The sequence below is a fragment of the Pseudomonas sp. A25(2017) genome (assembly GCF_002001065.1).
In the GTDB taxonomy this organism is placed as follows: Bacteria; Pseudomonadota; Gammaproteobacteria; order Pseudomonadales; family Pseudomonadaceae; genus Aquipseudomonas; species Aquipseudomonas kilonensis.
Genome location: NZ_MUOA01000042.1, coordinates 1 through 23495 on the forward strand (window position 1 = coordinate 1; position 23495 = coordinate 23495).

21 protein-coding genes are annotated in these 23495 nt (G+C 61.5%); 7 read left to right on the plus strand and 14 right to left on the minus strand.

Annotation, left to right across the window (positions count from 1 at the left end; genetic code table 11):
- Nucleotides 1–257: 257 nt before the first annotated feature.
- Genes B0E42_RS03840 through B0E42_RS03850 form a run of 3 tightly spaced genes read right to left on the minus strand, consistent with a single transcriptional unit; the run spans nucleotide 258 to nucleotide 1604 of the window.
- A complete protein-coding gene (locus tag B0E42_RS03840) occupies nucleotides 258–467 on the minus strand; it encodes a DUF1289 domain-containing protein (protein ID WP_018603343.1) in 210 nt (69 codons plus the stop codon).
- Nucleotides 464–988, minus strand: coding sequence for a gamma carbonic anhydrase family protein (locus B0E42_RS03845; protein WP_018603344.1), 525 nt, complete (start codon nucleotides 986–988; stop codon nucleotides 464–466). Before B0E42_RS03845 ends, B0E42_RS03840 begins: the two co-directional genes overlap by 4 nt.
- 16 nt (nucleotides 989–1004) lie before the next feature.
- Nucleotides 1005–1604, minus strand: coding sequence for a CoA pyrophosphatase (locus B0E42_RS03850; protein WP_077505754.1), 600 nt, complete (start codon nucleotides 1602–1604; stop codon nucleotides 1005–1007).
- A gap of 145 nt (nucleotides 1605–1749) precedes the next feature.
- Between B0E42_RS03850 and B0E42_RS03855 the strand changes: the two genes are divergently transcribed.
- From B0E42_RS03855 to B0E42_RS03865, 3 genes are all read left to right on the plus strand, one after another.
- On the plus strand, nucleotides 1750–2301 hold the full coding sequence (locus B0E42_RS03855; protein ID WP_014339999.1) for an NUDIX hydrolase: 552 nt from the start codon (nucleotides 1750–1752) through the stop codon (nucleotides 2299–2301).
- A gap of 45 nt (nucleotides 2302–2346) precedes the next feature.
- Nucleotides 2347–2853, plus strand: coding sequence for a murein L,D-transpeptidase family protein (locus B0E42_RS03860; RefSeq protein WP_018603349.1), 507 nt, complete (start codon nucleotides 2347–2349; stop codon nucleotides 2851–2853).
- A 367-nt stretch (nucleotides 2854–3220) separates the two neighbouring features.
- The gene (locus tag B0E42_RS03865; protein WP_077505756.1) at nucleotides 3221–4291 is read left to right on the plus strand and encodes a hypothetical protein; all 1071 of its coding nucleotides are present in this window, start codon (nucleotides 3221–3223) and stop codon (nucleotides 4289–4291) included.
- A gap of 124 nt (nucleotides 4292–4415) precedes the next feature.
- Here B0E42_RS03865 and B0E42_RS03870 read toward each other — a convergent pair whose 3' ends face one another.
- The 3 genes from B0E42_RS03870 to purL form a co-directional block, all read right to left on the minus strand.
- Nucleotides 4416–4754: a DUF6124 family protein gene (locus tag B0E42_RS03870; protein ID WP_033062476.1), complete on the minus strand. Its 339-nt coding sequence runs from the start codon at nucleotides 4752–4754 to the stop codon at nucleotides 4416–4418.
- A 1279-nt stretch (nucleotides 4755–6033) separates the two neighbouring features.
- Nucleotides 6034–6345 (minus strand): YqfO family protein, encoded by a 312-nt coding sequence (locus B0E42_RS03885; protein ID WP_014340002.1) that lies wholly within the window; start codon nucleotides 6343–6345, stop codon nucleotides 6034–6036.
- 4 nt (nucleotides 6346–6349) lie between these two features.
- A complete protein-coding gene (gene purL / locus B0E42_RS03890) occupies nucleotides 6350–10246 on the minus strand; it encodes a phosphoribosylformylglycinamidine synthase (protein ID WP_077505760.1) in 3897 nt (1298 codons plus the stop codon).
- A gap of 287 nt (nucleotides 10247–10533) precedes the next feature.
- Between purL and mltF the strand changes: the two genes are divergently transcribed.
- Entirely contained in the window at nucleotides 10534–11994 is a 1461-nt protein-coding gene (mltF, locus tag B0E42_RS03895) for a membrane-bound lytic murein transglycosylase MltF (RefSeq protein ID WP_018603360.1), read from the plus strand.
- A gap of 182 nt (nucleotides 11995–12176) precedes the next feature.
- On the opposite strand, the gene pdxJ is transcribed toward mltF, so the two are convergent.
- The 8 genes from pdxJ to lptF all read right to left on the minus strand — a co-directional run bounded on the left by pdxJ (nucleotide 12177) and on the right by lptF (nucleotide 20628).
- Nucleotides 12177–12920 (minus strand): pyridoxine 5'-phosphate synthase, encoded by a 744-nt coding sequence (gene pdxJ, locus B0E42_RS03900; RefSeq protein WP_018603362.1) that lies wholly within the window; start codon nucleotides 12918–12920, stop codon nucleotides 12177–12179.
- Nucleotides 12921–12969: 49 nt separating this feature from the next.
- Nucleotides 12970–13659: a DNA repair protein RecO gene (recO, locus tag B0E42_RS03905; protein ID WP_003205262.1), complete on the minus strand. Its 690-nt coding sequence runs from the start codon at nucleotides 13657–13659 to the stop codon at nucleotides 12970–12972.
- 170 nt (nucleotides 13660–13829) lie between these two features.
- Nucleotides 13830–14732, minus strand: a complete 903-nt coding sequence (gene era, locus B0E42_RS03910) for a GTPase Era (protein WP_003205264.1) — start codon at nucleotides 14730–14732, stop codon at nucleotides 13830–13832.
- The gene (rnc, locus tag B0E42_RS03915; RefSeq protein ID WP_003205268.1) at nucleotides 14725–15414 is read right to left on the minus strand and encodes a ribonuclease III; all 690 of its coding nucleotides are present in this window, start codon (nucleotides 15412–15414) and stop codon (nucleotides 14725–14727) included. The genes era and rnc overlap by 8 nt, the downstream gene beginning before the upstream one ends.
- Nucleotides 15415–15597: 183 nt before the next feature.
- Complete coding sequence (gene lepB, locus B0E42_RS03920; RefSeq protein WP_018606219.1) at nucleotides 15598–16452, minus strand: signal peptidase I; 855 nt, start codon at nucleotides 16450–16452, stop codon at nucleotides 15598–15600.
- 5 nt (nucleotides 16453–16457) lie between these two features.
- On the minus strand, nucleotides 16458–18257 hold the full coding sequence (gene lepA / locus B0E42_RS03925) for a translation elongation factor 4 (RefSeq protein ID WP_018606217.1): 1800 nt from the start codon (nucleotides 18255–18257) through the stop codon (nucleotides 16458–16460).
- A gap of 195 nt (nucleotides 18258–18452) precedes the next feature.
- The gene (lptG, locus tag B0E42_RS03930) at nucleotides 18453–19514 is read right to left on the minus strand and encodes an LPS export ABC transporter permease LptG (protein WP_053181647.1); all 1062 of its coding nucleotides are present in this window, start codon (nucleotides 19512–19514) and stop codon (nucleotides 18453–18455) included.
- On the minus strand, nucleotides 19507–20628 hold the full coding sequence (gene lptF, locus B0E42_RS03935; protein ID WP_024617628.1) for an LPS export ABC transporter permease LptF: 1122 nt from the start codon (nucleotides 20626–20628) through the stop codon (nucleotides 19507–19509). The genes lptG and lptF overlap by 8 nt, the downstream gene beginning before the upstream one ends.
- 312 nt (nucleotides 20629–20940) lie before the next feature.
- Between lptF and B0E42_RS03940 the strand changes: the two genes are divergently transcribed.
- The 3 genes from B0E42_RS03940 to B0E42_RS03950 are packed head-to-tail and all read left to right on the plus strand — an operon-like array spanning nucleotide 20941 to nucleotide 23294.
- Nucleotides 20941–22431, plus strand: a complete 1491-nt coding sequence (locus tag B0E42_RS03940) for a leucyl aminopeptidase (RefSeq protein ID WP_018606212.1) — start codon at nucleotides 20941–20943, stop codon at nucleotides 22429–22431.
- A gap of 60 nt (nucleotides 22432–22491) precedes the next feature.
- A complete protein-coding gene (locus B0E42_RS03945) occupies nucleotides 22492–22920 on the plus strand; it encodes a DNA polymerase III subunit chi (protein WP_014340012.1) in 429 nt (142 codons plus the stop codon).
- 8 nt (nucleotides 22921–22928) lie between these two features.
- Nucleotides 22929–23294 (plus strand): hypothetical protein, encoded by a 366-nt coding sequence (locus B0E42_RS03950; protein WP_018606209.1) that lies wholly within the window; start codon nucleotides 22929–22931, stop codon nucleotides 23292–23294.
- Nucleotides 23295–23495: the final 201 nt, after the last annotated feature.

A 23495-nucleotide genomic window follows, 5' to 3' on the forward strand; every position in this document is an offset into this window, starting at 1 on the left:
ATCGCGATTGCGCTGGGGGTGGTGGGGGTCGATCGGTGGGCATCGTTGAAATAGAGGCCTGCAGAGCACATAGCTGTGTGAGCCAAACCTGTGGGAGCAAGGCTTGCCCGTGACTGTGGGAGCAAGGCTTGCCCGCGATGAAGATCACGCGGTTTACCTGAAGACCACGGCACCCGCATCGCGAGCAAGCTCTGCTCCCACAGATAGGTGTCCCCCAGGTAGGTGTCCCACAGGGATTTTGTGTTCACAGGTGGAGATCACCGCCTAGCCGGCAACATCCACACCAACCCACTGGCCTTGGCCCGTTCATGACACAACGCCAAGACACCGCGGCGCTCCTCGTTGTCCATCCGGCTCCACCGGGTGATCTCCGCCACGGTGCGCTGGCAACCGGTGCAGATGTCGTCATCGTCCAGCGCGCAGATGTTCACGCAGGGCGAAGGCACCGGGCGTTCAGGGGCGCTCATGGTTCCTGCTCGAACAGGTCGCGGGCGTAGCGCTGGGCATTGTGCACATAGTGCGCGGCGCTGGCCTCGAGCATGTTCTTCTGGGCCTCGGTCAGTTCACGCACCACCTTGCCGGGCGAGCCCATCACCAGCGAGCCGTCGGGAATTTCCTTGCCCTCGCCGATCAGCGAGTTGGCGCCGATGATGCAGTTCTTGCCGATCTTCGCGCCATTGAGAATCACCGCGTTGATGCCGATGAGGCTGTAGTCGCCCACCGTACAGCCATGGAGCATGGCGTTGTGGCCGATGGTCACGCCGGTGCCGATGGTCAGCGGATAACCCATGTCGGTGTGCATCACCGTGCCGTCCTGCACGTTGCTGTTCTTGCCGATCAGGATCAGTTCGTTGTCGCCGCGCAGCACGGCGTTGAACCAGACATTGGCGCCCTCTTCGAGGCGGACCTTGCCCACCAGCGTGGCGTTGGGCGCGACCCAGCTCTGTGGGTGGGTTTCGACACGGGCATCGCCCAGGCGGTATTTCATGAGGGTCCTCGGGTCATCAGGTATTGATGTAGCTTTTGGGCGGTGTGTGCAGGTCGATGTCGGCGTCGTACAGCAGGTTGACCAGTTCGACGATCATGATCGCCGTCAGGCCCCAGATCTTGTACTCGCCAAATCGATAGCTGGGCACGTACCAACTGCGGCCCTGGTAATCGATACGGTGCGTGTGTTCACGCGGATCCTTGCGGAAAAACTCCAGCGGCACGCTGAATACCGCAGCGATCTCGGCATCGTTGGCCTGGTATTCGACGTAGTCCGGAATCACCCCGACATACGGTGTGACCTTGATGCCATGCAGCGAGATCAACGGGCTGAGGGGGCCGATCACTTCCACCAGGCCGGGCGGCAGGCCGATTTCTTCCTCGGCTTCGCGCAGGGCGGTGAAGATCAGGTCCGGGTCTTCCGGGTCGCGGCGCCCGCCGGGGAACGCCACCTCGCCGCCATGGGTCGAGAGCCCGCTGGCGCGCAGGGTCAGTACCAGCTCCGGTTCATCGCTGCGGGTGATCGGCACCAGCACCGCGGCTTCAGGGAAACGTTGGTCGGCCTGCAGATCGTGCGGGGCATGGTTGCTTACTCGATGCAGTAGCTCGTCCAGCATGAGACTTCTCGATTTATTCGCTACCTTGCATCATGCACCAATCGTTCAAGCGGCCCAACCCCCGCACCACGTCGTGTCGCGAAACGACAACTTGCCGCACCGGCCTACGCACGCCAAGATAGGCGCAGCATTCAGGAACCCAAGCATGAAATTCTGTAGCCAGTGCGGTAACCCGGTGACCCAGCGCATACCCGAAGGCGACTCGCGCCTGCGTTTTGTCTGCGACACCTGCCACACCATCCATTACCAGAACCCCAACATCGTGGCCGGCTGCGTACCGACCTGGGGCAGTAAAGTCCTGTTGTGCCGGCGCGCCATCGAGCCGCGGCGCGGTTACTGGACGCTGCCGGCAGGCTTCATGGAAAACGGCGAAACCATCGAACAGGCCGCCGTGCGCGAAACCGCCGAAGAAGCCTGCGCCCGGGTGCGAAACTTGAGCATCTATACGCTGATTGACGTACCGCATATCAGCCAGGTACATGTATTCTTCCGCGCCGAGCTGATGGATGAGGATTTCGCCGCCGGGCCCGAGAGCCTGGAAGTGAAGTTGTTCGAAGAAGCGGACATTCCCTGGGACGAGTTGGCTTTCCGTACGGTGGGCCGCACCCTGGAATATTTCTATGCCGACCGCCGCGCCGAGGATTACCCGGTGCGATCCGAATCGATTCCACCGTTGGCTCAGCCGGCCAACACCTGAAAAACCAATCAATATAGTCGCGACACCTCTAGGGATATCGTTTCAATGCGCTGGTTGCTTGTCCTGTTCTGCTTGTCGTTCACAACGGTGTCCCAGGCCTCGGCGGTGGGAACCTACAACGGCAAGGTCATCGAAAAAGTGCTGGTGCTCAAGTCCGCCCATCAATTGCAATTGATCAACGACGGCAAGCCGCTCAAGACCTATCGCATCTCCCTGGGCAAGGGCGCCAAAAAAGGCCCCAAGCTGATAGAAGGCGACAAGCGCACCCCCGAAGGCTTCTATTGGCTGGACTGGCGCAAGACCAGCGACCGGTTCTATCTGTCGATGCACATTTCCTACCCCAACATCAGCGACGCCGCCCGCGCCCGCCGCGAAGGCGTGGAACCGGGGGGCATGATCATGATCCACGGCACGCCGGATTCGGAAGAGAACCCTGAGCAGTTGTTCCATACGCTGGACTGGACCGATGGCTGCATCGCCATGCGCAATGTGGACATGCGCGAGGTGTGGAGCCTGGTGCCGGATGGGACGATGATCGAAATTCGACCGTAGTACCCGACCACACATGAGATCCCTGTGGCGAGGGGATTTATCCCCGTTGGGCTGCGCAGCAGCCCCCCTAAACAAACAACTCAATTTTCCTGACACACCGAATTGCCTGGCTTGAGGGCTGCTTCGCAGCCCAACGGGGATAAATCCCCTCGCCACAGGGAACGGTGTCGACCAGCCTTTTGTTACAAGTCCAAGAACCGCAACGCAATCCCCTCCCCCAGCCTTGATCTACCCTCAGAACTGATGCGGTGGTTCGGCTCGCTGTGCCCCGCAGAATCCAAAGTGAGACGTGTCACGTCGAAGCATAGGTAGTCATGACGTATGTGATTCGACAGGGCTTCACCTGTTCCAGATGAGACATCAAATCATGACAACTCATAACAGTTTTATACGGACGACAGCGGTTGCGGTGGTGGCGTTGACGGGTGTGTGGCAACCGGGCTCCGACGCGTGGGGGGCCGATGGAAAAGAGGAGCCGTGGTATACCGCCTGGCTTCAGGTCGCGGCGGATTCGAGCGTGCCGATCCGCGATACCAAGCCATCGTTGCATTGGCGTACCGACATGGGCACGCTCTATCGAGGAGACACTACGGATCAGGGACTCGGGGCCTTCCAAGACGGGATCTTACCCAAAGCCGCAGGCTTTCCCATACCCGAGTGGATGTATGACTGGTGGAGCCACGGAGCTGGGGCAGGGAAATCGGTCTACAGCAGTACAACCCGCGACCAGAGTCTCGCCCAACGTTTCGCCAAGGAATGGGTGTATGAGATCAAAGCCCCTCATGGTATTGACCAGGATGCATCTGGTGGAGCTGTCAGCGAGCAGGAAATCAGCTTTCCGGGGGGAGTCAAGCGCGAGTTCATCAGGCAAGCATGCAAGAAAGACAACCTTGCCGATTGTGAAGCGAACCAGAACTACCGCGAGCCGACCGGCCATGAAAGCCCACTGGAGGTCGCGGCGGTCAGCATAGAATGGAGCCGGATCACGCCTCCAGAAGGTTTGGCGTGGGTAAAAAGCAAAGAGTCCCTCTGGGCGGTCGGTTCCCAGACAATCAATCCAGTACAGGGGGCGGCTGCGCTTGCCCAAGGGTTACGGGGCAGGAGCTCGCTGCCACCCATTCTCAGATGGGCCAGCCAGCCGGAGTCCCCCTACATTCAATCGGTCGTTGTGGCATTTCGCGACTATAGCGAAGCCAAGGTCTGGGCTGTCGTGGAAGCACAAAACGGTGGATGGGTATATGAAGTCAGACCCAACAGCGTGGCAGTGGATCTATCAGGGCGTAACACCGGCGCACGCGAAGGCGCCTTCGCGTTCATCGGCGGTATCAAGGGAGGCCTGTTGATGAACGCCCGCCGTTTCGAGAAAGGCGTGGGCGAACCGGTCGAGTGCATTGGCATCGAAAAAGAAGCTTGCCGCCTCGAAAACCGCCATCAATAGTTTTCGCAGTGCAGGCTGGCTGGCTAATGCTAACTCCCACAATGGTGTTGTGAACGCCACTAACCACTGTGGGAGCGAGCTTGCTCCGGGCGGCGATCCGACGATGGGGCCGGCACTTATGGCATCAAGTCCGAAGCTCTACCCGGTCCAAGGCTTTGTTCGCCAACAACGTTCCCAGCTCGATCATCTGCGCCACCCCCAACGCCACATGCCGCCGCGAACCGTCCAAGTCAAACAGGAGGTCGCTAAGCACCGCATTGGCCGAGGCCAGGGTTTCGCTGAGGTTAGCTAGCAAGGTTTCGGTGTCAACGTTGTCCGATACGCTGAACAACTGCACCGAGGGTTTGGGTTCTGGTTCGCTGTCGTCAGGCTTGAGGTAATGATCCATCGCGCGGTCGGCGGCTTCTTTCAGCTTTTCGGGGGCGTAGTCGCCGTAGGGGAAGGTGGAGGCGGGTTTTGGCATGTCAGAATTATTTTTCAATTGAAGCTCCTTTAAATTAATGGAGCCCAGGACAAAACGTCCGGGCTTGTTGCCCCTTGATTTTTTTCGGACGGTCAAACCCGGTCGCTGAATTGGCAGCGACACCCAAAGGCTAGAGCCCTACCTTCCGAGGGACAACCTTAAAAACATGTCGGAAACTTCGGTGCGTCTGACAGACCAGCCATCTGATCAGAGATGTTTCGCACAAATTCAGATAGGCTTTTTTGGATTGAATTGGGTACATATCCGTTGCTGCGGTAACGGCCACTTAGGGTTCCGCCCTGACGGCGGGTCACTTTTGGAAAGAGCGCCAAAAGTAACCAAAAACGCACTGCCCCACCACTCGGTGCCTCGCCTAGGCTCGGCATGCCTGAACGAAGGCATTGTTCCGTGGGCCCGCCGCGAAGGGCCATCCATGGCCCAGCGCGGCTATCCCGGCATCCATGCCGGGATGCCCACTGCACAATGCCTGCGTTCGGCCAGCGTGGTTAACGGGGCGCCGAGATCAACATCCACCGCGAGGCGGCCTGGTAGCCGACCTGGCTCTCCCGGTCGTACACCCATCAGATCTGTGGGAGCAAAGCTTGCTCGCGAGGCGGCCTTACAGCCAACCTGGTTCTTCCAGTAGTACTCCGATCCCATTGTGGGAGCGAGCTTGCTCGCGATGAGGCCAGCAGCCCAACATCCATGTGACTGAACCACCGCCATCGCGAGCAGCCTCGCTCCCACATTTAATCTCCAGTGAACACAAAATTTATGCCCAACACAGAACCACTGTGGGAGCGGGCTTGCTCGCGAAGAGGCCTGCAGCCCAACATCCATGTGACTGAACCACCGCCATCGCGAGCAAGCTTTGCTCCCACAGATCTGATGGGTGTACGACCGAGAGAACCAGGTCGGCTGTTAGGCCGCCTCGCGGTGGACGTTGATCTCGGGCGCCCCGTTAACCACGCTGGCCGAACGCAGGCATTGCGCAGTGGGCAACCCGGCATGGATGCCGGGTTAGCCGCGCTGGGCCATGGATGGCCCTTCGCGGCGGGCCCACGGAGCAATGCCGGAGTGAGGGCACACCGAGCCTAAGCGAGGTGCCGAGTGGTGGGGCAGAAGCGTTTTGCTTACTTTTGCGCTTCTCAAAAGTGAGCCGCCGTCAGGGCGGAACCCTAAGCAGCCGTGACCGCAGCAACGGATATACACACAAAACCCACACCCAATAAAAAACCCGCTGATCCAATCAGCGGGTTTTTCATTTAAGCGGAGAAGATCAAAAATCCTCCAACCGCCACACCTCATACGCCGGCGTCTCATAGGGATGGCTGAGCTTCAAAACCTCCACCACCGCACGAATCAACTCATCAGCAACGACAAGCTCCACCTTCCATTCCTCGACCTGCTCAACCTGCCCCGCCTCACCAATGAACGGCTGGCTGCCGTCCAACGGGCGAAACTGGCCCAGGCCCAACACTTGCCAGGCACAGTGGTCATAGTCGCCGATTCGCCCGCCACCGGCAGCGAATACGGCGCTTTTGACCACGTCCAGATGGCTGGCCGGGACGAAGAAGCAGAGCTTGTACACCGCCTTAGTTCACCCAGACGCGCGCGTTGCGGAACATGCGCATCCATGGCGCGTCTTCGTTCCAGTCGTCCGAACGCCACGAGTTCTGCACCGCGCGGAACACACGCTCCGGGTGCGGCATCATGATCGTGACGCGGCCGTCGCGGCTGGTCAGGCCGGTGATCCCGCGCGGCGAGCCGTTCGGGTTGGCCGGGTAGGTTTCGGTGACCTTGCCGTGGTTGTCGACAAAACGCAGCGACACGCAACCGGACAAGTCGGCTTCGAGCAGCGCTTCTTCGCTTTCGAATTCCGCATGGCCTTCGCCGTGGGCGATGGCGATCGGCATGCGCGAACCGGCCATGCCCTGCAGGAAGATCGAGTTCGACTCCTGCACCTGGACCATCGCCACGCGGGCTTCGAACTGCTCGGAACGGTTACGCACGAAGTGCGGCCAGAACTCGCTGCCCGGGATCAGCTCGTGCAGGTTGGACATCATCTGGCAACCGTTGCACACACCGAGGGTGAAGCTGTCGGTGCGTTCGAAGAAACCCTGGAACGCATCGCGGGCGCGGCTGTTGAACAGCGCCGACTTGGCCCAGCCTTCACCGGCACCCAACACGTCACCGTAGGAGAAACCGCCACAAGCGACCATGCCCTTGAAGTCGTTCAGGTCGACACGACCGGCGAGGATGTCGCTCATGTGCACGTCGATCGCGTTGAAGCCGGCGCGGTCGAACGCTGCCGCCATCTCCACCTGGCCGTTGACGCCCTGCTCGCGCAGGACCGCCACTTGTGGGCGAATGCCTTTCTTGATGTAGGGCGCGGCCACGTTTTCGTTGACGTCGTAGCTGAGCTTGGCGCTCAGGCCCGGGTTGTCTTCTTCCAGCAGCGCGTCGAATTCCTGCTCGGCGCAGTCGGCGTTGTCGCGCAGGCGCTGGATCTGGTAGCTGGTTTCCGCCCACTGGCGCTGCAACAGGCTGCGCTGGCCTTCGAAGACGGTGTCGCCGTTGAAGGTGATGTTGATGTGGGCGTTGTTGATCGGCTGGCCGATCACCGAGACGCAGTCGGCCAGGCCGGCTGCGCTGAACTGGGCGAGGATGTCCGGGGTGGCGTCCTGGCGAACCTGGATCACCGCGCCCAACTCTTCGTTGAACAGGATGGCCGGGATTTCGGCGGTGGACTCGGCAACGCTGTCGAGGGTCAGGCTCAGGCCGCAGTGGCCGGCGAAGGCCATTTCCACCACAGTGGTCAGCAAACCACCGTCGGAACGGTCGTGGTAAGCCAGCAGGTGACCGTCGGCGTTGAGACCCTGGATGACGGCGAAGAACGCTTTCAGGTCTTCGGCATCGTCGACGTCCGGTGCTTGCGAACCGAGCTTGCCATGCACCTGGGCCAGGATCGAGGCGCCCATGCGGTTCTGGCCACGGCCCAGGTCGATCAGGATCAGGTCGGTGGTGCCCTTGTCCATGCGCAGTTGCGGGGTCAGGGTCTGGCGGATGTCGGTGACCGGGGCGAAACCCGTCACGATCAGCGACAGCGGCGAGGTCACGCTCTTGTCCACGCCTTCGTCGTTCCAGCGCGTGGCCATGGACATGGAGTCCTTGCCCACCGGAATGGTGATGCCCAGCTCAGGGCACAGCTCCATGCCGACCGCCTTGACGGTGTCGTACAGACGGGCGTCTTCACCCGGGTGACCGGCGGCGGACATCCAGTTGGCCGACAGCTTGATGTCGGAAATCTTGCCGATACGCGAAGCCGCGATGTTGGTCAGGGTCTCGCCGATCGCCATGCGGCCCGACGCCGGGGCGTCCAGCAGTGCCAGCGGCGTGCGCTCGCCCATCGCCATGGCTTCACCGGTGTAGACGTCGAAGCTGGTGGCGGTCACGGCAACGTCAGCCACCGGCACCTGCCACGGGCCAACCATCTGGTCACGGGCCACAAGGCCGGTGATGGTGCGGTCGCCGATGGTGATCAAAAAGCTCTTGCTCGCCACGGCCGGGTGATGCAGCACGCGCTCAATGGACTCGGCGACATCGAGGGTCGACGGATCGAAATCGTCGCCCAGCTCTGCTTCGCGAACGGCCGAACGGTGCATGCGCGGGGCCTTGCCCAGCAGCACTTCCAGCGGCATGTCCACCGGGCTGTTGCCGAAATGGCTGTCGGTGACGGTCAGTTGCGGCTCGGCGGTGGCTTCACCCACTACCGCGAACGGGCAGCGCTCGCGCTCGCAAATGGCCTGGAAACGTTCGAAGTCGGCCGGACCGACCGCCAGGACGTAACGCTCCTGGGATTCGTTGCTCCAGATTTCGTGCGGGGCCATGCCCGGCTCGTCGTTCGGAATGTTGCGCAGTTCGAAGCGGCCACCACGGCCACCGTCGTTGACCAGTTCCGGGAAGGCGTTGGACAGGCCGCCCGCGCCGACGTCGTGAATGAAGCTGATGGGGTTGTGTTCACCCAACTGCCAGCAACGGTCGATGACTTCCTGGCAACGGCGTTCCATTTCCGGGTTTTCCCGCTGGACCGAGGCGAAGTCCAGGTCCGCCGAGCTGGTGCCGGTGGCCATGGAGGAAGCGGCACCGCCACCCAGGCCGATGAGCATGGCCGGGCCACCGAGGACGATCAGCTTGGAGCCGACCAGGATCTCGCCTTTCTGCACGTGTTCGGCGCGGATGTTGCCCATGCCGCCAGCCAACATGATCGGCTTGTGGTAACCACGGACTTCCTCACCACGCGGGGTGGTGATGGACTGTTCGAAGGTACGGAAGTAGCCGGTCAGGGCCGGACGGCCGAATTCGTTGTTGAACGCCGCGCCCCCCAGGGGGCCTTCGATCATGATGTCGAGGGCGTTGACGATGCGCTCAGGCTTGCCGTACGGCTTTTCCCACGGCTGTTCAAAGCCCGGGATCTGCAGGTTCGACACGGTGAAGCCGGTCAGGCCGGCCTTGGGCTTGGCGCCGCGCCCGGTGGCGCCTTCGTCACGGATCTCGCCACCGGAACCGGTGGACGCGCCCGGGAACGGGGCAATCGCGGTCGGGTGGTTGTGGGTCTCGACCTTCATGAGGATGTGCACCGGCTCCTGGACCGCACCGTACTGGCGGGTCTCAGGGTTCGGGTAGAAACGACCGGCAACGCTACCGACGATCACCGCCGCGTTGTCCTTATAAGCCGACAGCACACCTTCATTGTGCATCTGATAGGTGTTCTTGATCATGCCGAACAGGCTTTTTTCCTGGTCCTGGCCGTCAATGTCCCAACTGGCGTTGAAGATCTTGTGGCGGCAGTGCTCGGAGTTGGCCTGGGCGAACATCATCAGTTCGATGTCGTGGGGGTTGCGCTTCAAGCCCTGGAAGGCGTTGACCAGGTAATCGATCTCGTCTTCGGCCAGGGCCAGGCCCAGCTCGACGTTGGCTTTTTCCAGCGCGGCACGGCCGCCGCCCAGTACGTCGATAGCGGTCAGTGGCTTGGGTTCGGCGTGGCTGAAGAGGCCGGCGGCCTGCTCCAGGTTGCCCAGGACGACCTGGGTCATGCGGTCATGCAGGCCTTCGGCGATCAGTTGGGCCTCGGCCTCGCTGAACTCACCGGCGACATAAAAGGCAATACCGCGCTCCAGGCGCTGGATTTTCGCCAGGCCGCAGTTGCGGGCGATGTCGCTGGCCTTGCTCGACCACGGCGAAATGGTGCCGAAACGCGGCAGTACCAGGAACAGGCGACCGGCCGGCTCCTGGACAGGAACACTGGGACCGTACTTCAGAAGGCGCGCAAGCACCTGCTGTTCGTCGCCGGTCAAACCGCCGGTGACTTCGGCGAAGTGAGCGAATTCAGCATACAAGCCACTGACAGCCGGAACCTTCTGGCTCAGTTGCTCAAGGAGTTTGCTGTGGCGAAAGGCAGAAAGGGCAGGAGCGCCGCGCAGGATCAACATCTTCGGGACAGCCTCGGGAAGGGGTGTGCTTTGAGGCCGTGCATTCTAGCCTAAACCGCCGGCAACGGCACCCGAAACGGCACGCGCGATGCTGGCCGAATGTCGGTCTTTGCGCACACGGCGGTATTGGACACCCGCACCAAGGTTTTCGCAGAGTTATTTTTCAGCGACGCAAAGCCCTGCGCGCCCCGGCCGGCTGGTGCTGCGGACATGTTTTGCAATGGCTAGCAGACTGGCCTTTTGCTGTCGAGATATGGCGGTAGGGGCCGTTTGCGTATACTGCGCAGATGTTTTCCCCAACGGCTTTGCGTCCGCGATATGCCAGATGGCTGATCGCAACCGGACTCTTCCTGGTGCTCGGTGGTTGTGTTGAGAAACCCAACACACTGGAGCGCGTAAAGGAGGATGGCGTGCTGCGGGTGGTTACCCGAAACAGCCCTGCCACCTACTTCCAGGATCGCAATGGTGAAACCGGCTTCGAATACGAGCTGGTGAAGCGCTTCGCCGACGATTTGGGGGTGGAGCTGAAGATCGAGACCGCCGACAACCTCGACGATCTGTTCAACCAGATCGGCAAGCCCAACGGTCCGGTACTCGCGGCGGCGGGCCTTGTCAGCAGCGAGCAGCGCAAGAAGCAGGTGCGGTTTTCCCGCTCCTACCTGGAAGTCACCCCGCAAATCATCTACCGCAACGGCCAATCACGCCCCACCGACGCGGCGGCCCTGGCGGGCAAGAAGATCATGGTGCTCAAGGGCAGCACCCACGCTGAACAACTGGCCCAACTGAAACTGCAGTATCCAGGCATCGAATACGAAGAGTCCGACGCAGTCGAGGTTGTCGACCTGCTGCGCATGGTGGATGAGGGGCAGATCGACCTGACGCTGGTGGATTCCAACGAAGTGGCGATGAACCAGGTGTACTTCCCCAACGTGCGCGTGGCGTTCGACCTGGGCGATGCCCGCAGCCAGAGTTGGGCGGTTGCCCCTGGCGAGGACAACAGCCTGCTCAACGAGATCAACAGCTACCTGGACAAGGTGCAGAAGAACGGCACCTTGCAGCGCCTCAAAGACCGTTATTACGGGCACGTTGACGTCCTAGGCTACATGGGCGCCACCACGTTCGCCCAACACTTGCAGCAACGACTGCCCAAATACGAACAACATTTCAAGGCCTACGCCAAGAAAGAGAAAGTCGACTGGCGCCTGCTGGCCGCGATCGGCTACCAGGAATCGCTGTGGCAACCGACGGTCACCTCCAAGACTGGCGTGCGCGGCCTGATGATGCTGACCCAGAACACCGCCCAGGCCATGGGCGTATCCAACCGCCTGGATCCGAAGCAAAGCATCATGGGCGGCGCCAAGTACCTGGCCTACATGAAGGAGCAGTTGGACGAAAGCATCGAGGAGCCCGACCGCACCTGGTTCGCCCTCGCCGCCTATAACGTGGGCAGCGGTCACCTGGACGACGCCCGCAAACTGGCGGCCAAGGAAGGGCTGAACCCGAACAAGTGGTTGGATGTGAAGAAGATCCTGCCGCGCCTGTCCCAGAAACAGTGGTACAGCAAGACCCGCTACGGCTACGCCCGGGGCGGCGAGCCAGTGCATTTCGTGGCGAACATCCGTCGCTACTACGACATCCTGACCTGGGTCACGCAACCGCAGCTCGAAGGCAACCAGGTGGCCGAGGGCAACCTGCATGTGCCGGGTGTCGACAAGAGCAAGCCTAACCAGGAATCCCCGCAGCTATAACAGCCGTACACAACCCTTAATGTGGTAGCGGACCTGTGGGAGCAAACACTCCTTAATGTGGTGCCTGTGGGAGCAAAGCTTGCTCGCGATAGCGGTTTGACTGTCAGTCCGCTATCGCGAGCAAGCTTTGCTCCCACAGGCTGGCTCTCACAGGCTACCTTCCGCAGGGTGTGGTGGCAGGGTCAGGGTTTGGCGGCAGCCAGGATCAGCGCTTTCATTTCCGACACAGCCGACTTGAACCCGACGAACAACGCATGGGCCACCAGCGCGTGGCCGATGTTCAGCTCGTTGATGCCCTTGATGGCCGCGACGGCTTCGACGTTGTGGTAGTGCAGGCCATGGCCGGCGTTGACGATCAGGCCCTGGGCCAGGCCGAAGGCGACGCCATCAGCGACTCGCTGCAGCTCATCGGCCACATCCGTGGGCGTCTCGGCATCGGCGTAACGGCCGGTGTGCAGTTCGATGGCCGGCGCGCCAACACGCTTGGACGCCTCGATCTGCCGTTCGTCGGCATCAATGAACAGCGATACCTCGGCGCCAATCTTCGACAGGCGTTCCACCGCCAGGCTGATCCGCGCCTCCTGCCCCGCTACGTCGAGGCCGCCTTCGGTGGTCAGCTCCTGGCGAGTCTCCGGCACCAGGCAGATGTGCGCCGGGCGGATGAGCTCGGCGAACGCCATCATTTCTTCGGTCACGCCCATTTCGAAGTTCATGCGGGTTTGCAGCACATCCTTGAGCAGCAGCACGTCACGCTCCTGGATGTGGCGACGGTCTTCACGCAGGTGCACGGTGATGCCGTCGGCGCCCGCCTCTTCCGCGTCCAGTGCGGCCTTGACCGGATCCGGGTAACGCGTACCGCGGGCCTGGCGCAGGGTGGCGACATGGTCGATGTTCACGCCGAGAAGAATGCGATTGCTGGTGCTCACGAAAAGGCTCCTGAATGGACGAATAGTCGGCCCACAGCATACGGGTTGATCAGGGCTTGCGAAACAGCTCGCGACTGACCAGTGGCCGCCCGCCCAGATGCACGGCCAGCGCCTGGCGCATCAGCCGCTTGGCCGCCGACAAGGCGCCCGGCGCACTCCAGTCGGCCTCGGCCATGGCCAGCAGCTCGGCCCCGTTGAACAGCCCCGGTTGCAGCAGGTAGACCTGCTCCAGGCCGGCATCCACTTGCAAGCGGTACAGGCCATCGGCGGCGATGGGCTCGCCGTGCAGGTCAGTGTTCAGGGCGAAGCCATAGCCCAGGTCATCCAGCAGCCGCCATTCGAAGGAGCGCAGCAGCGGCTCCAGCGGACGGCCTTCGGCCAGGGCCAGCAGGGTGGCGGCGTAGTGGTCGAAGACAGCCGGGTGGGGATCTTCGGCAGGCAGCAGGCGGATCAGCAGCTCATTGAGGTACAAGCCGCTGAACAGCGCCTCACCGTTGAGCCACGCGGCGACGCCATTGCTTTCCATGCGCCCGACATTTTTCAACTCGCCCCGGCCCCGGAACTCGACTTCCAGCGGCACGAACGGCCGCGCCAGCGTCCCGGCCTTGCCCCGCGCCCCACGCAACACCGCCCGCAACCGCCCTTGCGGCGTGAGGAAGTCCACCAGGGCGCTGCTTTCGCGGTAGGCGCGGCTGTGGAGGACGTAGGCGGATTGGCCGGTGGGTTGGGTTGGGGGCATGGGAATCAGAGTTCTCAATGAGTAATGCAATTTTACTGACAACCACAAACCACTGTGGGAGCGAGCCTGCTCGCGATGAGGGACTGATATTCAACAGGGATGTTGACTGACAGACCGCTATCGCGAGCAGGCTCGCTCCCACAGTGGAATTCATGCACTCAAGTAAACGATTACAGGTCGCCGTAACCCAACGAACGCAACGCCCGCTCGTCGTCGGACCAGCCGCCCTTCACCTTGACCCACAGGTTGAGCATGATCTTGGAGTCGAACAGCAGCTCCATGTCCTTGCGCGCCTCGGTGCCGATGCGCTTGATGCGCTCGCCCTTGTCGCCAATGATGATTTTCTTCTGGCCGTCACGTTCGACGAGGATCAACGCATGGATGTGCAGGGTCTTGCCCTGCTGCTTGAACTCTTCGATCTCGACCGTGATCTGGTACGGCAGCTCGGCACCCATCTGGCGCATGATTTTCTCGCGCACCAGCTCGGCGGCGAGGAAACGGCTGCTGCGGTCGGTGATCTGGTCTTCGGGGAAGAAATGATCGTTTTCCGGCAGATGTTCGGCAATCACCCGCTCCAGCGCGTCGAGGTTATGGCCGTGCTGGGCAGAGATCGGGATGATCTGGGCGTTCGGCAACTGTTCCTGCAACCAGGTCAGGTGCGGCATCAGTTCAGCCTTGTCTTCGATGCGATCGGTCTTGTTCAGCGCCACGATCAAGGGACCGGTCACGTACTGGACGCGCTCGAGGACCATCTGGTCTTCTTCGGTCCACTTGGTGCGGTCAACCACGAAGATCACCACGTCGACGTCTTTCAACGCCGCCGAGGCGGTCTTGTTCATGTAGCGGTTCAGGGCCTTTTCGCCGCCCTTGTGCATGCCAGGGGTGTCGACGTAGATCGCCTGCACGGCGCCTTCGGTCTTGATGCCCAGCATGTTGTGGCGGGTGGTCTGGGGCTTGCGCGAGGTGATCGCCAGCTTCTGGCCCAGGATGTGGTTCAGCAACGTGGACTTGCCCACGTTCGGCCGACCGACAATGGCGACGTAGCCGCAGCGGGTGACGGTTGTATCAGTCATTGCCATTCTCCACACCCAGGGCAATCAGTGCTGCGGCGGCCGCTACCTGTTCGGCAATACGACGACTCACACCCTGACCCCGGCTTTTTTCGTTCAATAGGACAACTTCGCATTCAACGAAGAAGGTACGGCAATGCGGCTCACCCTGGATATCCACGACTTCGTAGCGCGGCAACTCGCAACTGCGTGATTGCAGGAATTCCTGCAAACGGGTCTTGGGGTCCTTGTTGGTGTCCACCAGCGTGAGGCTGTCGATCTCGGAGGTCAGCCAGGCCAGCACGCGTTCGCGCGCCATTTCCATGCCCGCATCCAGGTAGATCGCGCCAATCAACGCTTCCAGGGCATCGGCCAGGATCGACTCGCGACGGAAACCGCCGCTTTTCAACTCACCGGAGCCCAGGCGCAGATAGTCGCCCAGGTCGAAACCACGGGCCAATACGGCCAGGGTCTCACCTTTTACCAATCGTGCGCGCAAACGCGACAACTGGCCTTCGCGGGCCAGCGGGAAACGCTCGAACAGCGCCTCGCCGGCCACGAAGTTGAGGATGGCATCACCGAGGAATTCCAGGCGTTCGTTATTGCGCCCGGCAAAACTGCGGTGAGTGAGGGCCAGGAGCATCAGGTCCTGGTCCTTGAAGGTGTAACCGAGCTGACGCTCGAGACGGCTTAGAGAAACGCTCACGGTTTACCCACGCTGAGTTCGTGGCTGGATTCCACCGCCACGGCGGCAAGGCGCCGTTGGCTTGGGACAATTAACGCTGTGTTCAAAAATACGTCCTGACTATCGTTGGCTTCATGCCTTCGGGCAACCTTGCGCAGGCTCCAGAAAAGCATTCGGCGCTGTGTTCAACAGCGCCGTGTGGGATTACTTGATCAGGCCAACCCGCGAGAAATTCGGCAGGTGACTGAGTTTGGGTTCCGGCCAGCTCATCCAGACCGCAAAGGCCTTGCCGACGATGTTCCGGTCCGGGACCATGCCCAGCAGGTTCTTGGGAATGTTCGGATCATCCCAGTAACGGCTGTCGTTGGAGTTGTCGCGGTTGTCGCCCATCATGAAATAGTGCCCCGCCGGCACGGTCCATGAACGGTCCGGCGTTGCGCGGTAGCGACTCATTTCCTTGCGAATCAGGTGTTCGGCCTCGCCGAGTTTTTCCTGGTAGAGCTCGGCACTGCCCAGTGTACCCGGCTCGGAGCCAAGCAACTGTTCGGCCACCGACTCGCCATTGACGAACAGGCGCTTGTCGGCAGTGTAGCGGACCGTGTCGCCCGGCAGGCCGACAACACGCTTGATGTAGTTGACGTTCGGGTCGCTCGGGAAGCGGAACACCATGACATCGCCGCGTTGCGGATCACCGACTTCGATGACTTTCTTGTCGATCACCGGCAGGCGAATCCCGTAGGAGAACTTGTTCACCAGGATGAAATCGCCCACGTCCAGGGTCGGCTTCATCGAGCCGGACGGGATCTGGAACGGCTCCACCAGGAACGAGCGCAACACCAGCACGATGAACAGCACCGGAAAGAACGACTTGCCGTATTCGACCAGCAGCGGTTCCTTGTTGAGCTTTTCGACCACCACACCATCAGGCTGGCTGACGCTGCCCTGATAAGAGGCGATGGCCGCCCGGCGCCGAGGCGCCAGGAACAACAGATCAAGCAACGCCAACAGGCCGCAGACAAACACGGCGATAACCAGCAACAGCGGGAAATTTAGCGACATAGGACCTAACTATCCAACCTGAGCACCGCAAGGAAGGCTTCCTGTGGAATTTCCACGTTACCGACCTGCTTCATGCGTTTTTTACCGGCCTTCTGCTTTTCCAACAGCTTGCGCTTACGGCTGACGTCGCCACCGTAGCATTTGGCCAATACGTTCTTTCTGAGCGCCTTGACGGTTGTACGCGCCACAATCTGCCCGCCAATGGCGGCCTGGATTGCCACATCGAACATCTGCCGCGGAATCAGTTCCTTCATCTTCTCGGTCAATGCACGACCTTTGTAGTGCGCGTTGTCACGGTGCACGATCAAGGCCAGGGCATCGACTTTCTCACCGTTGATCAGCACATCCAGCTTCACCAGATTAGCCGATTGGTAACGATCGAAATGATAGTCCAGCGATGCATAGCCGCGACTGGTGGATTTGAGGCGGTCGAAGAAGTCCAGCACCACTTCGTTCATCGGCAGGTCGTAGGTCACCTGGACCTGCGTGCCAAGGAACAGCATGTCGTGCTGCACGCCGCGCTTCTCGATGCACAGGGTAATGACGTTACCCAGGTGCTCCTGAGGCACAAGGATGTTGGCCCGCACGATCGGCTCGCGCATGTCCTCGATGGCCGACAGGTCCGGCAGCTTGGACGGGTTGTCGACGTAGATGGTTTCGCCGCTCTTGAGCAACAGCTCGAAAATAACCGTCGGCGCCGTGGTGATCAGGTCCAGGTCGTACTCGCGCTCCAGGCGCTCCTGGATGATTTCCATGTGCAACATGCCCAGGAACCCGCAACGGAAGCCGAAGCCCAGGGCGTCGGAGCTTTCCGGGGTGTATTGCAGGGACGAGTCGTTCAGGGTCAGCTTTTGCAGGGCTTCGCGGAAATCCTCGAAGTCGTCGGAGCTGACCGGGAAAAGGCCGGCATAGACCTGCGGCTGGATGCGTTTGAAACCTGGCAGCACATCGACGTCGGGGGTGGTGCTCAAGGTCAGGGTGTCGCCGACCGGCGCCCCATGGATGTCCTTGATGCCGGCGATGATGAAGCCCACTTCACCGGCCTTCAGGTCTACGGTGGCAGTGTGTTTCGGGTTGAATACACCGACGCTGTCCACCAGGTGGATCTTGCCGGTGGACTTGACCAGGATCTTGTCGCCCTTCTTCACGCGGCCATGGCGCACGCGAACCAGGGAGACCACGCCCAGGTAGTTGTCGAACCAGGAGTCGATGATCAACGCCTGCAGCGGATCTTCGATGTTGCCGGTCGGCGCGGGAATGGTATGCACCAGGCGCTCGAGCACTTCGTCCACGCCCAGGCCGGTCTTGGCGCTGCAGGTGACCGCGTCGGTGGCATCGATGCCGATGATTTTCTCGATTTCTTCCTTCACGCGGTCCGGATCGGCCTGGGGCAGGTCGATCTTGTTCAGTACCGGCATGACTTCCAGGCCCTGCTCGATGGCCGTGTAGCAGTTGGCAACCGACTGGGCCTCGACGCCCTGGCCAGCATCGACCACCAGCAATGCACCTTCACAGGCCGCCAACGACCGGCTGACTTCATAGGTGAAGTCTACGTGGCCCGGGGTATCGATGAAGTTCAGCTGATAGGTGATGCCGTCGCGGGCCTTGTAGTAGAGGGTAACGCTGTGGGCCTTGATGGTGATCCCGCGCTCACGCTCCAGGTCCATGGAGTCCAGGACCTGGGCTTCCATTTCGCGCTCGGCCAGGCCGCCGCACATCTGGATGAAGCGATCGGCCAGCGTCGACTTGCCATGGTCAATGTGGGCGATGATGGAGAAATTGCGGATATGACTCAAATCACTCACGGATCAACACTCAAAAAGGCTGCAGGCATAGCCCGCCGAAAAATAGCCGGGAATTGTACCTGATACACCGCGCAAGTGGGAGCAAAGCTTGCTCGCGAAACAGTCACCTCGCTCTATGAAAGACCACAGGGCCTTCATCGCGGGCAAGCCTTGCTCCCACAGCTTGCTCCCACAGCCCTCTCGCTACACGAGCAATCAACCGGCCCGACGCAACAGCCAGAGCCCGGCCAACGCGCAGACACCGGCCGGCACCAGCACCGCAAACAGCGGCGAGAAGCCGAACACCAGGCTCGACGGCCCCAGCAGGTCCTGGGCGATACGGAAAGTGAAGCCCACCAGCACGCCGGTAAACACCCGCTGGCCGAGGGTCACCGAACGCAGCGGGCCAAAGATGAAGGAGATCGCCATCAGTACCAGGGCGGCAGTGACCAACGGTTGCAACACCTTGACCCAAAAAGCCAACCAGTAGCGGCCGTTATTCAGGCCCTGGTCCGCCAGGTAGTGGATATAACTCCACAAGCCGGTAATCGACAGGGATTCAGGTGCCATCACCACGGTACTGAGCAACTGCGGGCTGATCGACACATCCCAACGCTCCTGCGGGGCGGCGACCACCTCGGTGCGCTTGTCATGGAACACGGTGGTGGTGACATCATTCAGTTGCCAGTGATCCTCGGCGAATTTGGCGCGCTTAGCGAAGCTCGACGACAGCATGTGTCGCTGCTCGTCGAAGCGATAGCGGGTCACGCCATACAGAATGCCGTTGGGCTGGACCGAGTTGATGTGGATGAACTCGTCGCCCTGGCGGTGCCACAGGCCGTGCTTGGCGCTTTGCGCATCACCGCCGCCCTGGGCCAGGGAACGGTTGGCCTGGGCAGTATTCTCGGTGGCCGGGGCGATGTATTCGCCAACCAACACACCCACCAGCATCAACACCAGCATCGGCTTCATCACCGCCCAGACGATCCGACCAATGGACACGCCGGCGGCGCGCATGATGGTCAGTTCACTGTTGCTGGCCAGGCTGCCCAGGCCGATCAGGCAACCAATCAGCGCGGCCATCGGCAGCATGTCATACAAGCGCCGTGGCGCCGTCAGCAGCACGTAGCTCGCCACGTCCACCAAGGTATAGGTGTCACTGACGTCGCCCATTTCATCGATGAAGGCGAACAGGGTCGCCAGGCCAAGAATGATCCCCAGCACTGCAAGGATCGCCATGAACACACTGCTGCCGATGTAGCGATCGAGCTTAACCACGGGCCACCTCCAGCGCGCTGCGGCGACTGGCCAGCTTCAGGCGTAGCGGCTCCCAGTAGAGCAACCCCAGGCCGATGGCCAGGAAGATCGAGTGCACCCACCACAAGCCCAGGGCTGGCGGGATCTTGCCTTTCTCCAACGCACCGCGGGCGGAAATCAGGATGGTCAGGTAAGCCATATAGAGAAGAATCGCCGGCAGCAGCTTGAGGAAACGCCCCTGGCGCGGATTGACCCGCGACAGCGGGACCGCCATAAGGGTCACGATGAACACCAGCAGCGGCAAGGACAGGCGCCATTGCAGCTCGGTACGGGCACGGATGTCTTTGTTGCCCAGCAGGCTGGCGGTGGACATCGCGTCGCGGTCGGTGACTTCGTCGCTGACCTCGGGCTTGGGCAACAACACGCCATAGGTGTCGTACTTGATGGCCCGGTAATCGGCCTGCCCCGGCTTGCCGTCATAGCGATAGCCGTTTTCCAGGATCAGGTAGCGGTTGCCGTCGGGGTTGATTTCCTGCCGGCCCTTCTCGGCCACCAGCACGGAAATGCCACGGTCTTTCTTGGTATCCGAAGACAGGTTCTTTTGTGTAATGAAGACACCGCCCAGGTCGACCCGGTCCTCCGAGAGCTGTTCGGTGTAGGTCACGCGCGTACCGTCGCGCAGGGCCTGGAAACGCCCCGGCACCAGGGTGTCGAACTCGGTCATGGCGTCCTGCTGGTTGATCAGCAGTTGAAACTGGTTGGCGCCCTGGGGGGCCAGGCTCAGGCTCAGCCAGGCCACCACCAGCGCCACCAACGTGGCCGGGAACAGCGTCATGCGAAACAGGCGCTGCTGGCTCATGCCGGTGGCCGACAGCACGGTCATTTCGCTGTCCAGGTACAAGCGCCCGTAGGCCAGCAGGATGCCGAGGAACAACCCCAGCGGCAGGATCAATTGCAAGAAGCCCGGCAGGCGGAACCCCATGATCAGGAACAGCGAGCCCGGGTCCAGGGCACCGGAGGCTGCCTGGGCAAGGTATTTGATGAAGCGCCCGCTCATGATGATGACCAGCAGCACAGCGCTGACCGCGCTCAGGGTCAGCAGGACTTCGCGGGATAAATAACGGAAGACGATCAAACCAGACACTCCAGGATTGTCAGGCTAAGGCGGCCAAACAAGAAACGTATCGAGCCAGCTCATGCCGCGAGCCGCCAAAAAAAGAGCCGCATTATCCTGTGATTGGAGGCGCCTGTCACTGCGCACGCTTTAAGCAGAGGCTCCACAGTCAAAAGTTAACGGCTCCCAGGGTTGTCAGGCTCGGCCGCCGGGGTTCAAACTGCGGCCCTTGTCGCCGGCTAGTCCCGGCGCTTCTCTTATATAGAAGACAGCTGCTCAGCGCGCCACTGTCTCGGCGCCTGGCCTCTTGACCATTGACTCAGGGATCCGGACATGGAACTGGTTGTAAAAAGCGTCAGCCCAGAAACGTTGAAAACCGCCACACTGGTAGTCGCCGTCGGTGAAAACCGCAAGCTCGGCGTGGTCGCCACCCAGCTCGACACCCTGAGCGGCGGCGCCATCAGCGCCGTGCTCAAGCGCGGTGACCTGGCCGGCAAGGTCGGCCAGAGCCTGTTGCTGCACAGCCTGCCCAACCTCAAGGCCGAGCGCGTGCTGCTGGTGGGCGTGGGCAAAGACGCTGAACTGGGCGATCGTCCGTTCCGTAAAATCATTGCCGGCGTGCTGGGCACACTCAAGGGCCTTGGCGGCGCTGAGGCCGCCCTGGCGTTGGACGAGCTGGTGATCAAGGGCCGCGACAGCTACGGCAAGAACCGCCTGCTGGCCGAAACCCTGGTGGACGGCGAATACCAGTTCGACCAGTTCAAGAGCCAGAAAGCCGAACCCCGCGCCCTGAAAAAAATCACCGTGCTGACCATCAAGGCCGCCCAGGCTGAAGTCCAGCGTGCCGTGACCCACGCCACCGCGATTGCCAACGGCATGGCGTTCACCCGCGACCTGGGCAACCTGCCGCCGAACATCTGCCACCCGACGTTCCTCGGCGAACAAGCCAAGGCACTGGGCAAGGAATTCAAGGGCCTGAAGGTCGAAGTCTTCGACGAGAAGAAGATCAAGGACCTGGGCATGGGTTCGTTCTACTCCGTCGGCCAGGGCAGCGCCCAGCCGCCGCGCCTGATCGTGATGCAATACAACGGCGGCAAGAAATCCGAGAAGCCGTACGCACTGGTCGGCAAGGGCATCACCTTCGACACCGGCGGCATCAGCCTCAAGCCGGGCGCTGGCATGGATGAGATGAAGTACGACATGGGCGGCGCCGCGAGCGTGTTCGGCACCCTGCGTGCCGTGCTCGAACTGCAACTGCCGATCAACCTGGTGTGCATCCTGGCCTGCGCCGAGAACATGCCCAGCGGCACGGCCTCGCGTCCGGGCGACATCGTCACCACCATGAGCGGCCAGACCGTGGAAATCCTCAACACCGACGCCGAAGGCCGCCTGGTGCTGTGTGACGCCCTCACCTACTCCGAGCGCTTCAAGCCGCAAGCGGTGATCGACATCGCGACCCTGACCGGCGCCTGCATCGTCGCCCTCGGTTCCCACACCTCGGGCCTGCTGGGCAACAACGACGAACTGATCGGCCAACTGCTCAGCGCCGGCCAACAGGCCGACGACCGCGCCTGGCAGTTGCCACTGTTCGACGAGTACCAGGAGCAACTGGACAGCCCGTTCGCCGACATCGCCAACATCGGCGGCCCGAAAGCCGGGACCATCACCGCGGCCTGCTTCCTGTCGCGCTTTACCAAGAACCTGAACTGGGCGCACCTGGACATCGCCGGCACGGCGTGGACCAGCGGCGGCAAGGACAAGGGTGCCACCGGTCGTCCGGTGCCCCTGCTGACCCAGTACCTGCTGGACCGCGCCAAGGCCTGACACCAATGACCGCCGCTGGCGTCGCCCTCGGGCGGCGTCATCGGCGGCTCAGGAACCGCAATGACCAAAGTCGATTTCTATATCCTGCCCAGCGCCGATCCGTCGGCGCGGCTGGATTTCGCCTGCAAGCTCGTTGAAAAGGCCTGGCGCATGGGGCACCGCATCTACCTGCATTGCAGCGATGCCGCCCAGCGCGAGGACCTGGACGCACGCCTGTGGGCTTTCAAGGGCGAGAGCTTCGTGCCCCACGGCCCGGCCGAAAACGAACCCGAAGGGTTGATCGTGCTGGGGCTGGGGGATGACTGCGGCCAGCACCAGGACCTGCTGGTCAACCTCGACCTGAAAGTACCGGCCTTTGCCCAGCGCTTCGCCCGTGTGGCGGAAGTGGTGGTGGAAGACCCGGCCATCCGACAAGCCGCGCGGGAGAGTTTCCGTTTCTACCGCGAACAGGGCTATCCTCTGCAAGACCACCGTTTACAGCGACTCTGAGCCCTACGATGGACACTCCAAAACCGCCACAAAAACCTGCGCACCTGCTGGATGACCTCGAGTCGATCCGCCAACTGCTCGGCGACGACAACCTGCAACCGCCGCTGCTGACCGACACGGTCGTGCACGAGCCGGTGCATGACGAACAGATCCCCCTGCTGTTCGACCCGATCAACGGCCAGCCGGAACCCAAGCCGGCTGCCAAGACCGAAACCAAGGGCCCCGACGCCCTGCTGCACCTGGACCGCGAATTGCGCGCTGCCGCGCAGTTGATCATGCAAGACGTCATCGACGACTTCGCCCCGCACATCGAGACCGAGATCAAGCGTCGGCTGGATGCGCGGATGGAGCGGTTGCTCAGCCAGTACGAATAGCGTCCCCTCCCTCATGGTGAACATCCTGTGGGAGCGAGCCTGCTCGCGATAGCGGTCTGTCAATCAACATGGATGTTGAATGTGATGGCCTCATCGCGAGCAGGCTCGCTCCCACAGGGTTCAACTGTACCTGCATTCAGCTTGCTGCATGTGGCTTGCACCAGCCCCGCCCGCTATACTTCCCGGCTTTTCCTGAATAAA